At 63.3% G+C, this 14,642-nt stretch carries 14 protein-coding genes; 10 read left to right on the top strand and 4 right to left on the bottom strand.

Features of this window, described 5'->3' with window-relative positions:
• Positions 1-353: 353 nt before the first annotated feature.
• Positions 354-479 carry a hypothetical protein gene (locus tag HHL25_RS23665; protein ID WP_261345133.1) on the bottom strand — a complete coding sequence of 42 codons (126 nt, stop codon included), beginning with the start codon at positions 477-479 and terminating at the stop codon, positions 354-356.
• Between the two features lie 47 nt (positions 480-526).
• Between HHL25_RS23665 and HHL25_RS22500 the strand changes: the two genes are divergently transcribed.
• On the top strand, positions 527-1,408 hold the full coding sequence (locus tag HHL25_RS22500) for a branched-chain amino acid aminotransferase (RefSeq protein WP_169595482.1): 882 nt from the start codon (positions 527-529) through the stop codon (positions 1,406-1,408).
• A gap of 272 nt (positions 1,409-1,680) precedes the next feature.
• On the opposite strand, the gene HHL25_RS22495 is transcribed toward HHL25_RS22500, so the two are convergent.
• The gene (locus tag HHL25_RS22495) at positions 1,681-3,423 is read right to left on the bottom strand and encodes a putative bifunctional diguanylate cyclase/phosphodiesterase (protein WP_169595481.1); all 1,743 of its coding nucleotides are present in this window, start codon (positions 3,421-3,423) and stop codon (positions 1,681-1,683) included.
• Positions 3,424-3,711: 288 nt separating this feature from the next.
• Between HHL25_RS22495 and HHL25_RS22490 the strand changes: the two genes are divergently transcribed.
• From HHL25_RS22490 to HHL25_RS22460, 7 genes are all read left to right on the top strand, one after another.
• Complete coding sequence (locus tag HHL25_RS22490) at positions 3,712-4,839, top strand: NAD(P)/FAD-dependent oxidoreductase (protein ID WP_169595480.1); 1,128 nt, start codon at positions 3,712-3,714, stop codon at positions 4,837-4,839.
• A gap of 160 nt (positions 4,840-4,999) precedes the next feature.
• Entirely contained in the window at positions 5,000-7,108 is a 2,109-nt protein-coding gene (locus HHL25_RS22485) for a S9 family peptidase (protein WP_169595479.1), read from the top strand.
• A 165-nt stretch (positions 7,109-7,273) separates the two neighbouring features.
• Positions 7,274-9,133 carry a hypothetical protein gene (locus HHL25_RS22480; protein ID WP_169595478.1) on the top strand — a complete coding sequence of 620 codons (1,860 nt, stop codon included), beginning with the start codon at positions 7,274-7,276 and terminating at the stop codon, positions 9,131-9,133.
• 77 nt (positions 9,134-9,210) lie between these two features.
• A complete protein-coding gene (locus HHL25_RS22475) occupies positions 9,211-9,510 on the top strand; it encodes an addiction module antidote protein (protein WP_169595477.1) in 300 nt (99 codons plus the stop codon).
• 5 nt (positions 9,511-9,515) lie between these two features.
• Complete coding sequence (locus HHL25_RS22470; RefSeq protein ID WP_169595476.1) at positions 9,516-10,037, top strand: DUF1697 domain-containing protein; 522 nt, start codon at positions 9,516-9,518, stop codon at positions 10,035-10,037.
• Positions 10,038-10,118: 81 nt separating this feature from the next.
• On the top strand, positions 10,119-10,646 hold the full coding sequence (locus HHL25_RS22465) for a hypothetical protein (protein ID WP_169595475.1): 528 nt from the start codon (positions 10,119-10,121) through the stop codon (positions 10,644-10,646).
• 173 nt (positions 10,647-10,819) lie between these two features.
• A complete protein-coding gene (locus HHL25_RS22460) occupies positions 10,820-11,140 on the top strand; it encodes a hypothetical protein (RefSeq protein WP_169595474.1) in 321 nt (106 codons plus the stop codon).
• Positions 11,141-11,236: 96 nt separating this feature from the next.
• Here HHL25_RS22460 and HHL25_RS22455 read toward each other — a convergent pair whose 3' ends face one another.
• Entirely contained in the window at positions 11,237-11,998 is a 762-nt protein-coding gene (locus HHL25_RS22455) for a cation transporter (RefSeq protein ID WP_169595473.1), read from the bottom strand.
• An 83-nt stretch (positions 11,999-12,081) separates the two neighbouring features.
• Here HHL25_RS22455 and HHL25_RS22450 point away from each other — a divergent pair, with 83 nt between their 5' ends.
• Positions 12,082-12,495, top strand: coding sequence for a MerR family transcriptional regulator (locus HHL25_RS22450; protein ID WP_169595472.1), 414 nt, complete (start codon positions 12,082-12,084; stop codon positions 12,493-12,495).
• An 11-nt stretch (positions 12,496-12,506) separates the two neighbouring features.
• A complete protein-coding gene (locus HHL25_RS22445; protein ID WP_169595471.1) occupies positions 12,507-12,965 on the top strand; it encodes a cupin domain-containing protein in 459 nt (152 codons plus the stop codon).
• Positions 12,966-12,967: 2 nt separating this feature from the next.
• On the opposite strand, the gene HHL25_RS22440 is transcribed toward HHL25_RS22445, so the two are convergent.
• On the bottom strand, positions 12,968-14,503 hold the full coding sequence (locus HHL25_RS22440; RefSeq protein ID WP_169595470.1) for a cryptochrome/photolyase family protein: 1,536 nt from the start codon (positions 14,501-14,503) through the stop codon (positions 12,968-12,970).
• Positions 14,504-14,642: the final 139 nt, after the last annotated feature.

Here is a 14,642-nt window from a genome sequence, read left to right as displayed (position 1 = left end):
GTTCGATGGAACGGCGGACGGAGACCCTTGCTCTCCCACGGGCTTGCTGTCCCAAAGGGAATTCGGTCTCCCATCCGCCACCGCAACCGGCATTACATAGCCGAATGCGCCATTTGGGAAGTTACAAAGGGATCTGCGGTAGCCGCTCAACCATGCCACCTGCGCTCAACCACCATGCCACCTGCGTCGAATGCCTGGCGATGGTGCTTCGAGCACAACGGCGGCCGTCCCCTCTCCCCGCAGGCGGGGAGAGGGTCAGGGTGAGGGGCAAACAGGGGAGCGAGGGGCAAAACTTTGGTGCGAGAGATAAGCCGCTGAGCAAAGGGCAGCGCCCGACGCCCCATCCCCTCCAATCAATTTCCGTGATCGACCCATTCGCCAAGCATCTGGAATCGCGACTGTTTCTTGCGTGGAAGCAAATCGTCCGCATCGATTTCTTGCCAAGTGGGGCCGGCGGTGACTTTGGCCTTGACCGCCATGTGCCTCCTGCCGTTGACTGCCGGCGACCTGATGATTGGAGACCGAAATGGCTGTCGATACTTCCGCCCGCACCGCAACCTGGACCTATGTCGACGGAGAGTGGATCTCCGGCAATCCGCCGCTGATCGGGCCGGTGTCCCATGCGATGTGGCTCGGCTCGACGGTGTTCGACGGGGCGCGCTGGTTCGACGGCATCGCGCCTGATCTCGACGCCCATTGCCGCCGCGTCAACCGCTCGGCCGCCAACATGGGCATGAAGGCGACCGTTTCGGACGAGGAAATCGAGCGCCTCGCCTGGGAGGGTGTGAAGAAGTTCGACGGCAAGACCGCGATCTACATCAAGCCGATGTACTGGGCCGAACACGGCCAGGCCGGTTCCGTCGTCGCGCCCGATCCGGAATCGACCCGTTTCGCGCTCTGCCTCTTCGAGGCGCCGATGCACACCGCCAAGCCGCATTCGCTGACGCTCTCGCCCTTCCGTCGCCCGACGCCGGAATGCGCGATGACCGATGCCAAGACCGGTAGCCTCTACCCGAATTCCGGCCGCATGATCGTCGAGGCCCGCGCCCGCGGCTTCGACAACGCGCTGGTGCGCGACATGAACGGCAATGTCGTCGAGACGGCGTCGTCCAACGTCTTCATGGTCAAGGACGGCGTCGTCTCCACGCCCGCCGCCAACCGCACCTTCCTTGCCGGCATCACCCGCGCCCGCGTCATCGGGCTCCTGCGCGCGGCCGGCTACGAGGTCCGTGAAGTGACGCTGTCGGTCGAGGATTTCATGGACGCCGACGAGATCTTCACCTCGGGCAACTATTCCAAGGTCGCCCCGGTCAACCGGCTCGACGGTCGCGAACTGCAGGAAGGCCCGGTCGCCCGCAAGGCGCTCGAACTCTACATGGACTGGGCGCGCACCACCCGCGTCGGCTGAGGTTCGTTGCCCCATCTCCCCCCCTTGAGGGGGAGATGTCACGAAGTGACAGAGGGGGGTGACCTCCGATCTCGGCGCCTGCGGAAATACCCCCCTCTGCCCTGTCGGGCATCTCCCCCTCAAGGGGGGAGATCGACACCGTTGCGAGGCGATGAGGGAGCTGAGTGGGCGGCGCTCAATGGGCTTCGCCCGCCTCATCGGCGCCACGCGCCACCTTTTCCCCATGGGGAGAAGAGGGGCCGACACCTGCGGGCGGGACTGCGCTTTCGGCGTCAGGCCTTACGGGCCTGCCGCCGCGGCACCGGCTGCGCTTCGATCTCGTCCATCTCGGTCGAGGGATCCGTCAGTGCGCCATAGTCCCCGATCGGCAAGGGCTTGCCGATCAGGTAGCCCTGGATGTTCTGGCATTGCTCCCGTTCGAGGAAGGAGCGCTGCAGGTCTGTCTCCACGCCCTCGGCCACCACCGGGATGTTGAGCCCGCGACCGAGCCCGATCACCGCCCGCACGATCTCGTCGGCATGATGGTCCTTTGCCAGCCGCGCGATGAACGACTTGTCGATCTTCAGCGTGTCGAAGGGAAAGGCCTGCAGGTAGGAGAGCGACGAATAGCCGGTGCCGAAATCGTCCATGGCGATCTGTACCCCGAGCGCCTTCAATGCCCGCAGCGTATAGAGCGCGCGTGAAAAATCGCGCACCAGCACGCCTTCGGTGACTTCGAGTTCCAGCCGGGTGGGATTGAGCCCTGTCTCGAGCAGGACCCCGTGCACCAGCTGCACGAGATCGCCGTGGCGGAACTGCACGGGCGAGAGGTTGACCGAGAGTTTCAGAGGAGACTGCCAGGTGGTCGCCTCGCGGCAGGCCTCGCGCAGGACCCATTCGCCGATCTCGACGATCAGGCCGCTTTCCTCGGCGACGGGCACGAAGGTCGCCGGCCCGAGCAGGCCGCGGGACGGATGACGCCAGCGGACCAGCGCCTCGAAACCGTAGACGGTGCAGTCCACGGTCGCCTGCGGCTGGTAGTGCAGTTCCAGTTCGCCACGCGCGATCGCGCCCTGCAGGTCGCGCTGCAGGATCCGCTGGTCGTGCATGCGCTTGTCCATGGAGGAATCGAAACTGCGGATCACGCCGCGCCCCTCGGCCTTTGCCCTGTAGAGGGCGGCATCGGAACTGTTGAGGAGTGCCGCACGGTCCTTTCCGTCCTGGGGATAGACGGCAAGCCCGATCGAAAGACCCACCTTGAGCGTGTGCCCGTTGAAATGGATCGGCGCCTTTGCCGCCTCGCTCAGCCGGCGCGCCAAGAGGTTGGCGCTCTCGGGCTGGTTGGCGCCGGAGGAGAGGAAGCAGAATTCGTCGCCGCCGAGGCGCGCCACGATGTCGTCAGGCCCGAGGCACTGCTTGAACCGTTCCGCCATTGCCGAGAGCACGACGTCGCCGGCCGCATGGCCGAACACGTCGTTGATGTCCTTGAACCGGTCGACGTCGACCGTCAGCAGGCTGAGCTTGCGGCGCGTAGCGCGTGCCTCGGCAATTCGGCTGTCGAGCGTGTCGTTGAAGGTGGCGCGGTTCGGAAGTTCGGTCAGCACGTCATGGCTGGCGAGGAAGGACACGCGCTTCTCCGCCTTGACCTGGTCGGTCACGTCGCGCTGGGTGGTGAGGATCAGGTCGCCCTCGAGCAGGCGGTCGTGAATGAAGACCGTGCGTCCGCCGATATCGTTCTGCGCCTCGAAGACGCCGTCGCGCTTCAGCGTCGCCAGCAGGCGTTCAAAGAACACCTGGGGATCGTTCTTCCAGTCCCAGAAGGCGCCGGAACTGATCATCTCGGCGAAGGTGATGTCCTCGCTCCAGCGCTCCTCGACGCGGTAGAAGTCGCGAAAGCTGCGGTTGAGATAGAGCGGGCGCCCGTCCAGCTGGAACAGCCCGACCGCGACCGGCAGGTTCTCCATGGCAAGTTCGAGCGCTTTCACCCGACGGGTGAGGGGATCGGAAAGTGGTGATGTCGCAGTGGTGGCTGTCATCGAATATCGGCCCAGGTTTCAATATGAACATATTCGAAAAAACCTAAACAACCGTTGCGTGAAAGGTTAATCCTGACAATGCGCCGTTAACGGGACGGCAATCTTTCGGACCGCGCCGGTCCGCCGCCACCGTTGGCTCAATGGCGCCGCTCCGTTTCGGCAGCCGAGTTTCTGCCTTCCTTGCCATACCGCGTCGCCATCCCTGCAGGTGCTGCGGCGAAGCGCCTCTTTGAAATAGAGAGGAACCTTCATATATATGAAGAAACGTTTCTTTTGCAGGAGATCTCTGTGGCCAACATCACCGTACTCGGCTCCGGTTTCGGGGCGCTCACCACCGTTCGGGAACTGCGCCGCAGTGGAGTCCGGGATGAAATCACCGTGATTTCGCCGCGCGACGAGCTGCACTACCTGCCGAGCTCGATCTGGTTGCCGGCCGGCCTGCGAAAAGGTCCCGAACTGAAGATCCCGCTCTCCCATTTCTTCGCCGAACATCGCGTGCGCCATGTCAAGGCATCTGTGACGGGCCTTTCCGCCGACGGCCGTGTGGTGAAGACCGAGGCCGGCGAGTTTGCCAACGACCAGCTGGTGATCGCCACCGGCGGCCGCTTCATCCGCAAGCTGCCGGGCATCGAGCATGCGCTGATCCCCTGCGAGGGCGTGGCCGTCGGTGAGGAGATCGCCCGCAGGCTGGACGCCATGAGCGGCGGCACGATCGCCGTCGGTTTCGGGGCCAATCCGAACGAGCCGGGCGCCGTACGCGGCGGGCCGATGTTTGAATTCCTCTTTATCATCGACAGCCTGTTGCGCCGTCAGGGAAGGCGGGAGCGGTTCAAGCTGATCTTCTTCAATCCCTCGACGCGGCCCGGCCAGCGGCTGGGCGACAAGGCGGTCGACGGCCTGCTGGCGGAGATGGCAAGGCGCGGCATCGAAACCCGGCTCGGCCACAAGATGGTCCGCTTCGAGGCCGACAAGGTGGTGACCGAAGGCGGCGAGTTTGCCGCCGATCTCATCCTTTTCATGCCGGGGCTGACCGGCCCCGCCTGGCTTGCCGAGGCCGATCTTCCGCTCTCTCCCGGCGGTATGATCGCGGCCGACGAAAAGTGCCGCGTCAAGGATCGCCCGAACGTCTGGGTGGTCGGCGACAGCGGCAGTTTCCCCGGGCCGGACTGGCTGCCGAAGCAGGCACACCAGGCCGACCTGCAGGCCAAGGCCGCCGCCGAAAATATCGCCGCCGTGCTGAAGGGCGGTGCGCCGACGGTCGACTTCAAGCCCGAACTGATCTGCATCGTCGACATGCTCGACACCGCGATGCTCGTCTATCGCAGCGAGAAGCGCAGCTTCCTCGGGCCGAAGATGAAGATCTTCCACTGGCTGAAGCGCTATTTCGAAGGCCATTACCTGCGCACCTATCGCTGATCCCATGGCTGTCCGGCGGACCTGCTGACCGCGCCGCGCCCCTTTCGTGTGACTGCCTCGGTCGCGGTCGAGAACGCAATTGCGCCTTGATCCGCAGCCCCGGCCTCTCTATCTCTCGACGGACACTTTTCCGATTTCCTGCCTGAAGGAAGGTCCTCTCTTGTCCGTTTTTTCCAATCTGCCGAAGCCTCCCGTCGCCGAGAAGAAGCCCGTGTCCGATACGCGCCACGGCATCACCCGCAGCGACGACTATGCCTGGATGCGGGCCGACAACTGGCAGGCGATGTTCAAGGACCCGAGCCTGCTCGACGCTGCGCTGCGCAGCCATCTTGAGGCGGAAAACGCCTACATGGAAGCGGCCATGGCCGACACGAAGGATCTGCAGAAGACGCTGTTTGCCGAGATGAAGGGCCGCATCAAGGAGGACGACAGTTCCATCCCGATGAAGGACGGCCCCTTCGCCTACGGCACCGCCTTCGTCACCGGCGGCGAGCAGCCGCGTTATTTCCGCATCCCGCGCGACGCCGACCACAAGGACGAGGCGAACCGCAAGCTTCTGCTCGACGGCGACAAGGAAGCCACCGGCAAGGACTATTTCCGTCTCGCCGGCCTCGATCACACCAGCGACCATGCCTTCGGCATCTGGGGTTATGACGACAAGGGCTCGGAATATTTCACGCTGCGCATCCGCAATCTCGAGACCGGCGAGGATCTGGCCGACGTGATCGAGAACACCGGCGGCGGCGGCGCCTGGGCGCCGGACGGCAAGAGCTTCTTCTACACGCTCCAGGACGAGAACCATCGCCCCTCCAAGGTCTTTCATCACATCGTTGGCCAGCCGCAGTCGGAAGACCGGCTGGTCTACGAGGAAAAGGATCCGGGCTTCTTCATGGGAGTCGGCGGCTCGCTGCTCGACGACTTCATCTATCTCGACATCCACGACCACGAGACGTCGGAATACCGCATCCTGTCGACGAATGACCTGTCGGCCGAGCCGAAACTGGTCGCCGAGCGCGAGGAGGGCGTCGAGTATTCGATGACCGAGGGCGGCGACGTCTTCTACATCCTGACCAATGACGGCGACGCCAAGGACTTCAAGATCGTCGAGGCGCCGGTTGCCGCGCCCGGCAAGGAGAACTGGAAGGAAGTGGTTCCCCACACCCCGGGCCTCTTGATCCTCAACCACATGGCCTTTGCCCGTCATCTCGTCTGGCTGCAGCGCCGCAACGGCCTGCCGGAAATCATGATCCGCGACCGCAAGACCGGCGAGGAACATGCGATCGCCTTCGACGAGGAGGCCTACTCGCTGGGCCTGCAGGGGGCCGCCGAATACGACACCGACGTCATCCGTTTCTCCTATTCGTCGATGACGACGCCAAGCCAACTCTTCGACTACGACATGACGACCCGCGAGCGCGTGCTGCTCAAGACCCAGGAAGTGCCGTCGGGTCACAATCCGGACGACTACGTGACCCGCCGCGTGCTGGCCGCCGCCCATGACGGCGAAATCGTGCCGGTGACGCTGCTCTACCGCAAGGACACGCCCCTCGACGGCTCGGCCCCCTGCCTGCTCTACGGCTACGGAGCCTATGGCATCACCATCCCGGCCGGCTTCTCGACGAATGCGCTGTCGCTCGCCGATCGCGGCTTCGTCTATGCGGTCGCCCATATCCGCGGCGGCAAGGACAAGGGCTACGCCTGGTACGAAGACGGCAAGATGGAAAAGAAGGAAAACACCTTCAAGGACTTCATCGCCGCCGCCGATCATCTGGTGAAGGAGCGCTTCACGGCTTACGAAAACATCATCGCCGAGGGCGGTTCCGCCGGCGGCATGCTGATGGGCGCGGTCGCCAACATGGCGCCGGAGAAATTCGCCGGCATCATCGCCGCCGTGCCCTTCGTCGACGTGTTGAACACCATGCTCGACGACACCCTGCCGCTCACCCCGCCGGAATGGGGCGAATGGGGCAATCCGATCGAGTCCGAAGAGGAATACCGCTGGATCGCCGCCTACAGCCCCTACGACAATGTCGGCGCAAAACCCTATCCGCCGATCCTCGCGCTCTCCGGCCTCACCGATCCGCGCGTCACCTACTGGGAGCCGACCAAGTGGATCGCGAGACTGCGTGAAAACGCGCCCGAGGCCGGCCCTTTCCTGCTGAAGACCAACATGTCCGCCGGCCACGGCGGCAAGTCCGGCCGCTTCCAGCGCCTGGAAGAGATCGCCTTCGAATACGCCTTCGCCATCAAGGTGGCGGGGAAGATGTGAGGGGGCGGCCGCCCGTCCGGCAGCGCGCTCTTTCGATTGGTCAGCGACAAACGAAGGAAGTTCGTTAATTTGTTCTTCAACTCTGCGTTGTTATGTTGCGCCGCCGAAGGTCCGAAGCCGTCGTGACCGGGGGTGCAGTTACTCACACACAGCGGGGCTCAGTGCATGAGTGCAAAAGGTGATCGTTTAGCTGCATTCCTATCCTTGGTGGTTCTCATTCTCTTTGGTTTGGGCCTCTTGGTCTTCGCTGTTCCGGAGTTGACTATCATTCTCGCATTCACCGGGTTTGGCCTCCCGGTGGCCTTTCTCATGTGGCTGGCTCCGACTGCTTTCGTACTTCTGTTTCTCTTCTTGTTGTTCTACAGCGTCATCAAGGCCAGATGGTCGATACGACTGGCGAGTGCCTTGGGCCTTTCTCTAGCACTCTTGAGCTTGCCGCCGTTGCTGCTCAACGGTCCGATTGAAAGTCAAGCTGAGTCCTTGGCTAGCGCCGATCATGACGACATCCACTTACCGCTGGGGCGCTCCTCCATAGCCGTGAAAAAGGCCCACAACTATGAACGGGACACGACGCAATGCGATGGTTTTTGCCTGCACGCCTTGCTTTCCGGCGCCGCCGACCGCGTTCTCATTGCACTTTCAAGTCAGCCGGAAAGTCCGCCAACCGGTAGCGAGCAGGCACTCGAATTCAGCATACAGAAGCAGAAAGTGTGCCCAGTTGTTGCATTCAAACCGGGTTGGCACACTCTGGATCTGCCTGCGGAAAATGAGGGCAAAGGTTCGCGCGTGAACGCTGTTGACCTGATTAAGCTGAGGATCGCCAATGGCGAGTGCCTGGTCCGACGGCCAACGACTCTGAAGGACGCTGAAGTTGTCATAACGCAGGGCGAAATTAAGCGGGCGCTAAGACCGCTTGAGGCGGGATTTGACCTCGCAGCGGATACCGTGGCGGCATCCCGTTTGAACGTCTATTTCCGCGGGGCTGACGGGGCGTTCGTCGAAGTCTACCGCCGAACCTCAATCAACTACTACCCCTTTGGGCCGCTCTACTTGCCGGTGATCAACAGTGGATCCGAATTCAAGATGGAACCAGGTTGGTGGCGATGGCATAAGGCAATCAACGTCGACGACCCATCCAGAGGGGATGGGGCTTGGGGGGCGTTCCTCACCGGAACCCTTGGATTGAACCTCGCCCTGGATGGCCGTGGCGCGGAGCAAGAGATTTTCGCCAAGATCGAGAACGCGCTAGCGGCGAACCGGGCGGTGACGCGCAGCGAATGGGATGCCTTCGCAAACCTGTTCGATCGTATCGCGCTCGGTGACAGAACGAAACTGGACAAGCGTAGCGAGGCACTAGCGCTCCGCATTCTCGATGATCCACGTTATCCGCCGCCGCCCAGGCTATACAGCCTCGTTGCTTCTTCGAGAGGCTCTGCCGAGAATCTCTCTCATCTTGCAAACGTCTTCATGACGCGTGCCGCGGCAGGAGTGACCTGGTCTGAGAGCCTGAATGTCAGTGAATCGCAATCTCTGCAAAATCTCTCAATCGGCATTGGCGCGCTCCCCGATGAAGCGTTGACTCCCCATATCAATGGGCTTGTCGGGCTAGCGCTCAAGCCGGAGGCTAGGGAGCATGCGCGGGAAGCGTTGTCTCGTCTTTCGATATTCGGCGAGGCCGCCGCCCCGACTTTGCTGCGTCTCGTGCGTACCGGCCTCAGTGGCGGCAAGGAGTCGTTTCAGTCGAACACATTTCAGCATCCCTACCTCGCGGGTATGATCGGGTTATGTCGTGCAGGTCCCACCGCAAGCTCGGCCTTGCCCCAGATGACAGCCTGGCTGCAGCAGGGACTTCTGCCAATGTACGGGTCCTACGGTCGGCTAGCCGCGGCCACGATGATCAGGCTTGGGGCTTCGTCCGAACAGCTCTGGCCGTCCTATTCTGCTGCCAACGGAAATGCCAAGAGGGATGAGATGGAGCATCTGGCGCAAGCCAGTTTGAAGAACACAAGGAATTGTCGGTATTAGATTGCTGCGCCACGTTGCCGTTCAAGGATGCATTCAAGATACTTACTTCGTCACGGATCTGGCAAAGGACGTATGACATGGCGACGGAAACCATCCCCTTCGATGTCTCGGAATTCTTCAGTGATGCCGAGGCACAGGCCGCGCTGCTGACCGATGCCTTCGAAAGTGGCGATGCCGGACACATCGCCAACGCCTTTGGTGTGATCGCCAAGGCCAAAGGTATGACCAGCGTCGCCCGTGAGGCAGGCGTGACCCGGGAGGCGCTCTACAAGGCTCTGAGCGAACGTGGAGACCCAAAATTCTCCACCGTGCTTGGCGTCGCGAGGGCTCTCGGACTGAAGCTGACTGTCACGCCCGCGTCGGCGCCTGCGGAATAGGGTTCATGCCTGTCTTCGTCGCCCTTCTGCGCGCCATCAATGTCGGTGGCACAGGAAAACTGCCCATGGCGGAGCTGAAGGCGCTCGCCGAGGGGCTCGGCTTCGCCGAAGTCTCCACCTACATCCAGTCCGGCAACCTGATCTTCCGCGACGGCGGCGATCCGGCGGAGATCGCCGCGCGGCTCAACGCGGCGCTCGGCGACCGTCTCGGCAAGGCTCCCGGCGTCTTCCTCCGCACGCCGGTGGAGCTCCGCGCCGTCCTCGACGGCAATCCCTTCGCGGCGATGGCGCCGGAGCGCGTGCTCGTCAGCTTCTTCGGCAAACCGCCCGGCGACGACGCCCTGCACGGTTTCCTCGCGCCCGACGGCGAGGAGGCTGTGGTGCGCGGCCGCGAGATCTACGTGCACTATCCGATCGGCTCCGGCCGCTCGAAGATCAGGCTTCCTGCGCTCAAGGCCGGCACCGCGCGCAACATCAACACCGTCGCCCGGCTCGCCGAACTGGCCACCGGATTGGAGGGGCCGTGAGCGCTGGCCCGCCTGCGTGCGGCCATATCCGCCGGTCCGCCGATCTGGCATGATGCGGGGCAGCCGAGGGGAGGGCCGGGCATGTCGACAGTCATACCACTGCTGGCGCTCGCGGCGATCATCACCGTGCTTGTCGTCGCGCTCCGTTCGATCCGCCGGTCCGGGCCCTGGCAACCGCCCTACGAGCTCATCAATGCGAGCCCCGAGGAAATGGAGCGCCGGGCGGTCTATCTGCGCGACCGGTTGTCCCGAGATCCCTTCGGCCAGGCGCGCGCGACCGCGCTCTGGCGCAAGCTTGCCTCGGTCGGCGAGGGCGAAGGACTGATCGTCGAATTCCACCGCGACTTCTGCGGCCAGGGGCTGGTCCGCCGCGCCGACCGCGTGGTGCTCTGCGACATCTTCGACGGCGGCGGGCATAGCGGCGATTCCATCGCCACCTGGGACAATGAAACCGACTTCGTCGCCTTCTTTGCAGGTCAGTCCGATTTCTCCTGCAGCGGCTGGGACGAACGCGAGCCGGTCTTCCACACCACCGACCCCTGGGATCGCAACAACCAGCGGATCACCCGCGCCGCCATCGATGCCTGGCTTGCCAAGGGGCGTGCTTGAGCGAAGGGCGGGGTGGCGCGGCGTGTGACGTCCGTCACGAAGCAGCGTCACGCCCGAATCATTTTGTCAAGCGACCGACCGGCTCAAACCCCTGATTGCTGCATTGCGGCGCAAGCTTCGCGCAAGCTTCAATGGTTAACAAAAGGTTAATTGTTGGAACGAGAGTGTCTGCCATGAGGATCGATAGCGGCCTTAGCAGCTATTCATACAATAGCCGGTACGTTCATACCGCAAAGGACGGCGAGGAAAACGCAGCAGATTCCGCTGCTTCGGCAAAGCCGCGCGCCAGCGGCAATTCCGCCTTCAGCAGCACACTGCTGTCGTCGAACCTGGCCTCCGCCCTGTGGATGGTCGAAGGCGGCCGCAAGACCGCGTCGACGGTCCAGTCGGATGCCAGCTTCGCTTCGGACGAAACCGCGCTGCCGACCGTTGCCGAGAAGGTCGAGGCGCTTTACCGCGAATACGAACTGGGCGGCGAGGAAATCGACGCCTGATCGGTTTCGCGCCGGATCGAATGCAAGAAGGGCGCCCTCGGCGCCCTTTTCCGTTTTCTGAGGCTGGTCGTGCCGGCCTCGATTGCCTGGCCCCCGTCAATGCGCATGATCGTGGGCGTGGCCGGCCTTTCCGTGGACCTGCGTTTCGTCATGGGAATGCCCGTGGCCAGGCCCCTGGTCAGTCCCGTGATCGTGGCTGCAGCCGCACACGCTCTGGCTTGCCGCCTTGGTGAAGGCTTCGGCGCCGCCGGTCTTCCATTCCTGCCACGACTGCCAGAGGATCTGCGCCGAGGAGTTGAGGAAGAGGCCGGCCATGATGAAGGCGACGGCAAGGTCCGGCCAGGCGGTCGCGGTGCCCCAGACGCCCAGCGCCGCGATCATGACGATGACATTGCCGATCGCGTCATTGCGCGAGCAGAGCCAGACGGAGCGCACATTGGCGTCGCCGTCCTTGTAGTTCATCAAGAGCAGCACGCTGGTGACATTGGCGGCCAGCGCCATGAAGCCGATCGCACCCATCACCGGCGCTTCCGGCATGCCGTCGAAGAAGACCCGCCAGACGGTCGAGCCGAACACCCAGAACCCCATGAAGAACAGGCTGATGCCCTTGGCCGCCGCCGCCGTGCTGCGGACCTTGAGCGAGGCGCCGATCACGGCGAGCGAGATGCCGTAGGTGACGGCGTCGGCGAAGAAATCGAGCGCATCGGCCTGCAGCGCCTGCGAGCGCGCCAGCTGTCCGGCCGTCATCTCGACGACGAACATCGCGGCATTGATGAAGATCACCGCCCAGAGCCGGCGCTTGTAGGTGTCGGACATGCCGTCGAATGGCCCGTGGCTATGGCCGTGGCTCTCGCTCATTGTGATTCCTTTCCGTCTTGAACTGGTCCGGTTGCTTACCTAATCTCTATAGCGACTAGAGCTTCAAGAGGTATTTTGACGAAATGTACTCGATCGGCGATTTGTCGCGGCGCACCGGCGTCAAGGTTCCGACCATCCGCTATTACGAGCAGATGGGGCTGATCGACGCCCCCGACCGCTCGGAGGGCAACCAGCGGCGCTATGAACGCAGCGATCTCGATCGCCTGGCCTTCATCCGCCATGCCCGCGACCTCGGCTTTCCGATCGAGGCGATCCGCGAGCTTCTGGCGCTCGGACGTCATCCGGACGAGCCCTGCGAGCGTGCCGACGAGATCGCCGCGGCCCAGCTCGGCGAGGTGCGCGAAAAGATCGCCAGGCTGCGAAAGCTGGAACACGAGCTGGAGCGCATCGTCACCCATTGCGGCGCCCACAGCGTCGGCGATTGTTATGTCATCCGCGCGCTCTCCGACCACGGATTGTGCGACCACGAGCATTGAGGGAGTGGATCATGCCGGTGATCAGGCAGGAAGACGCGCCGCTGGAAGAGGAAGACGGCAAGGGACCGAACGGCGAGCTTGGCCCCTATTCGGCGCGGCTTCTGTCCGATGCGGGCGGGCTCACCCAGTTCGGCGCCTTCATCGAGACCCTGCCGCCCGGTTCGCGCTCGTCGCGCAAGCACTGGCACGAGCAGGAGGACGAATTCGTCTTCGTTCTCTCGGGCAGGGTGACATTGCACGAAGGCGATGCGATCCACGAACTGGCCCCCGGAGAGAGCGCGACCTTCAAGGCCGGCGTCGCGCTCGGCCATTGCCTCGAGAACCGGTCGGACGCTCCGGTGAGCTACCTTGTCGTCGGAACGCGGTCACCGGACGACGTGGTGAACTATTCCGACGACGATCTGAAGCTCACCAAGATCGGCTTCGTCAAGCACTGGACCGATCGGTCGGGCAAGCCCCTGAAGTTTTGACCCTAAAGCGCGCCTTTCTCCATCAGATCGAGGCAATGGTCCGCCCGTTCGAGCAGTTTGGCCCTCTTCGCGTCGTCCATCCGCCGCCAGCTGGAAAGGATGTTGACCATGCGATGGTTGCCCCGGAGCTTCTCCGCGTTGACGGCGATGAAGCGCCAGTAGAGCGCATTGAACGGACAGGCGTTTTCGCCCGCGCCATCCTTCACGTCATAGGCGCAGCCGCCGCAGAAATTGCTCATGCGGTCGATGTACTTTCCGCTTGCCGCATAGGGCTTGCTGGCCATCTGGCCGCCGTCGGCATAGAGTGCCATGCCTAGCGTATTCGGCAGCTCCACCCACTCATAGGCATCGGCATAGACGGCAAGATACCATTCGCAGACCTCGGCCACCGAAAGCCCGGCGAGAAGCGCGAAATTGCCGGTCAGCATTAGCCGCTGGATATGGTGCGAATAGGCGTGTTCGATCGTGTCGTTTACGGCCGACGCCATGCAGCGCATCTTCGTCTCGCCGGTCCAATAGAGCGCGGGCAGGGGGCGGTGGGCCTCGAAGGCGTTCTTCTCCGCGTAGGCGGGCATGAAGCGCCAATAGATGCCGCGCACATATTCACGCCAGCCGAGGATCTGGCGGATGAAGCCTTCGACCGCGTTGAGCGGCGCCGCACCCTCGAAATAGGCGCGCTCCGCCCGGCGGATCACGTCCATCGGCAAAAGCAGCCCGGCATTCAGATAGGCGGCGATCATCGAATGGAAGAGATAGGGCTCGCCCGCCACCATCGCATCCTGCCAGTCGCCGAAGGAAGGCAGGATGTCGGTGACGAACTGCTCGAACTCCGCTTCCGCCTGCTCCGCCGTGACCGCGAAATGGAAGGGTTTGAGCGTGCCGATATGGTCGGCGAAGCGCGCCTCGACGAGCGCGACCACGTCGCGGGTGATCGCATCGTGCCGCCAGGACAGGCGCTTCGGCCCCTTCAGCCCCTTCGGTGGTGACTTGCGGTTTTCCTTGTCGAAGTTCCATTGCCCGCCTTCGGGCATGTCCCCCTGCATCAGCACGCGGAAATGGCGGCGCATGTCGCGGTAGAAATACTCCATCCGGAGCTCCCGCCGGCGATCCGCCCAGCGGCCGAAGCCGGCCCGGCTGATGAGGAAGCGGGTGTCATCAAGGATCTCGACCGGCACGCCGAGCCTCGCCTGCCAGCCGCGCATTTCCTCCAGCAGCCGCCATTCGCCGGGTTCCGTCACAATGATCCGGGAGGCGTGGCTTGCTGCCAGCGCCCGCTCCACCTCGCCGAAAAGCGACTGGCTGTTGTCGGGATCGTCGAGCTTTGCGTAACGCACGGAAAGACCGCGCGTGCGCAGTTCCTCGGCGAAATGGCGCATGGCGGAGAAGAGGAAGGCGATCTTCTTCTTGTGGTGGCGCACATAGCGCGCCTCCGCCATGACCTCGGCCATCAGCACGACGGAACCGTCGGGCGCGGCGTCGGCGAGCGATGACAGGGAAGGGGAAAGCTGGTCGCCGAGGACGAGATGGAGCGTGGTCATGTGCCGAGAACGCGGTGGATCGAGGGTCGGATCACTTCGTCTTGACAATCGATTGAAATCGGCGCATTGATCCCGCCCATGATCGACGCACGCGCACCCATCACCTGCACGTATTTTTGGGCCTACCGGTAACCGGCGG

It is taken from the genome of Rhizobium terricola (assembly GCF_012927355.1).
GTDB lineage: Bacteria > Pseudomonadota > Alphaproteobacteria > Rhizobiales > Rhizobiaceae > Allorhizobium > Allorhizobium terricola.
This window is presented reverse-complemented; position numbering and strand designations above follow the sequence as displayed.

Coding starts and splice junctions, on each gene's coding strand:
- HHL25_RS22500 (WP_169595482.1), top strand. CDS start 527: ATGGCTGTCGATACTTCCGCCCGCACCGCAACCTGGACCTATGTCGAC.
- HHL25_RS22465 (WP_169595475.1), top strand. CDS start 10,119: ATGTCGACAGTCATACCACTGCTGGCGCTCGCGGCGATCATCACCGTG.
- HHL25_RS22475 (WP_169595477.1), top strand. CDS start 9,211: ATGGCGACGGAAACCATCCCCTTCGATGTCTCGGAATTCTTCAGTGAT.
- HHL25_RS22445 (WP_169595471.1), top strand. CDS start 12,507: ATGCCGGTGATCAGGCAGGAAGACGCGCCGCTGGAAGAGGAAGACGGC.
- HHL25_RS22495 (WP_169595481.1), bottom strand. CDS start 3,423: ATGACAGCCACCACTGCGACATCACCACTTTCCGATCCCCTCACCCGT.
- HHL25_RS23665 (WP_261345133.1), bottom strand. CDS start 479: ATGGCGGTCAAGGCCAAAGTCACCGCCGGCCCCACTTGGCAAGAAATC.
- HHL25_RS22450 (WP_169595472.1), top strand. CDS start 12,082: ATGTACTCGATCGGCGATTTGTCGCGGCGCACCGGCGTCAAGGTTCCG.
- HHL25_RS22455 (WP_169595473.1), bottom strand. CDS start 11,998: ATGAGCGAGAGCCACGGCCATAGCCACGGGCCATTCGACGGCATGTCC.
- HHL25_RS22460 (WP_169595474.1), top strand. CDS start 10,820: ATGAGGATCGATAGCGGCCTTAGCAGCTATTCATACAATAGCCGGTAC.
- HHL25_RS22440 (WP_169595470.1), bottom strand. CDS start 14,503: ATGACCACGCTCCATCTCGTCCTCGGCGACCAGCTTTCCCCTTCCCTG.
- HHL25_RS22470 (WP_169595476.1), top strand. CDS start 9,516: ATGCCTGTCTTCGTCGCCCTTCTGCGCGCCATCAATGTCGGTGGCACA.
- HHL25_RS22480 (WP_169595478.1), top strand. CDS start 7,274: ATGAGTGCAAAAGGTGATCGTTTAGCTGCATTCCTATCCTTGGTGGTT.